The 982-nt window shown below is 42.8% G+C and carries 1 pseudogene; it reads left to right on the top strand.

From position 1 onward, the window contains the following. Window positions 1-65: 65 nt before the first annotated feature. A pseudogene (locus Q8W26_RS17815) lies at window positions 66-982 on the top strand (IS3 family transposase); the annotation flags it as partial.

Here is a 982-nt window from a genome sequence, read left to right as displayed (position 1 = left end):
CCTCCCCTAAAATAATCGAAGTCAAACGTAGAATTTTCTCGTATGCTAACTGCAAGGAGATTCACATGAAAAAAGCACACTTTAGCGACAGCCAAATTATGGCTATTTTAAAACAAGCCGAATCAGGCGTTCCTATTGCTGAGCTATGCCGTGAGCATGGCATGGGTAATTCAACATTCTATAAGTGGCGGGCAAAATACGGTGGTATGGATGCGTCGTTAATGGCTCGAATGAAAGAGCTTGAGGATGAAAACCGTCGCCTTAAAAAAATGTACGCTGAAGAGCGTCTCAAGGCCGAAGTGATACAGGAAGCTATGGCAAAAAAGTGGTAAAAGCTTCCGAACGCCGATTACTAGCCAAGGAAGCGGTAAGTCACAAAAGATTGAGTATCAGGGCGTCATGCCGAACGTTTTTAATTAGCGAAACCTGTTATCGCTATGAGCCTAAGTTAAATGCGGATAATGAACTCATTGCTGATTTATTAATTGGTCTCACTCAAAACCAACGCAATTGGGGCTTTGGATTATGCTTTCTCTATTTACGTAACGTCAAAGGTTACAAGTGGAATCATAAGCGTGTTTATCGTATTTACTGTGAGCTAGCATTAAATATGCGTATCAAGCCCAATAAACGATTGGTGCGAGAAGTACCTGAGCCGCTGGCTGTACCAGAGGCGGTCAATGAATGTTGGTCGATGGACTTTATGCATGACCAACTATCGGATGGACGCAGTTGCCGATTATTCAATGTCATTGATGACTTTAATCGTGAGGGGTTAACCATTGATGCCGACATCTCATTGCCTGCTGAACGAGTGATTCGTTCGCTGGAGCAAATTATTGAATGGCGGGGAAAACCACAAGCAATCCGTTGTGATAATGGCCCAGAATATATTAGTCAAAAGCTGGCTGATTGGGCTGAGAGCAATCAGATAACTTTAGTCTTTATTCAGCCTGGTAATCCACAACAGAATGCTTATATC

Origin of the sequence: Psychrobium sp. 1_MG-2023 (genome assembly GCF_030689115.1) — a bacterium.
Classification (GTDB): Bacteria; Pseudomonadota; Gammaproteobacteria; order Enterobacterales; family Psychrobiaceae; genus Psychrobium.
Note: the sequence above shows the minus strand (reverse complement) of the source record. Positions and strands in the feature narration are given on the sequence as shown.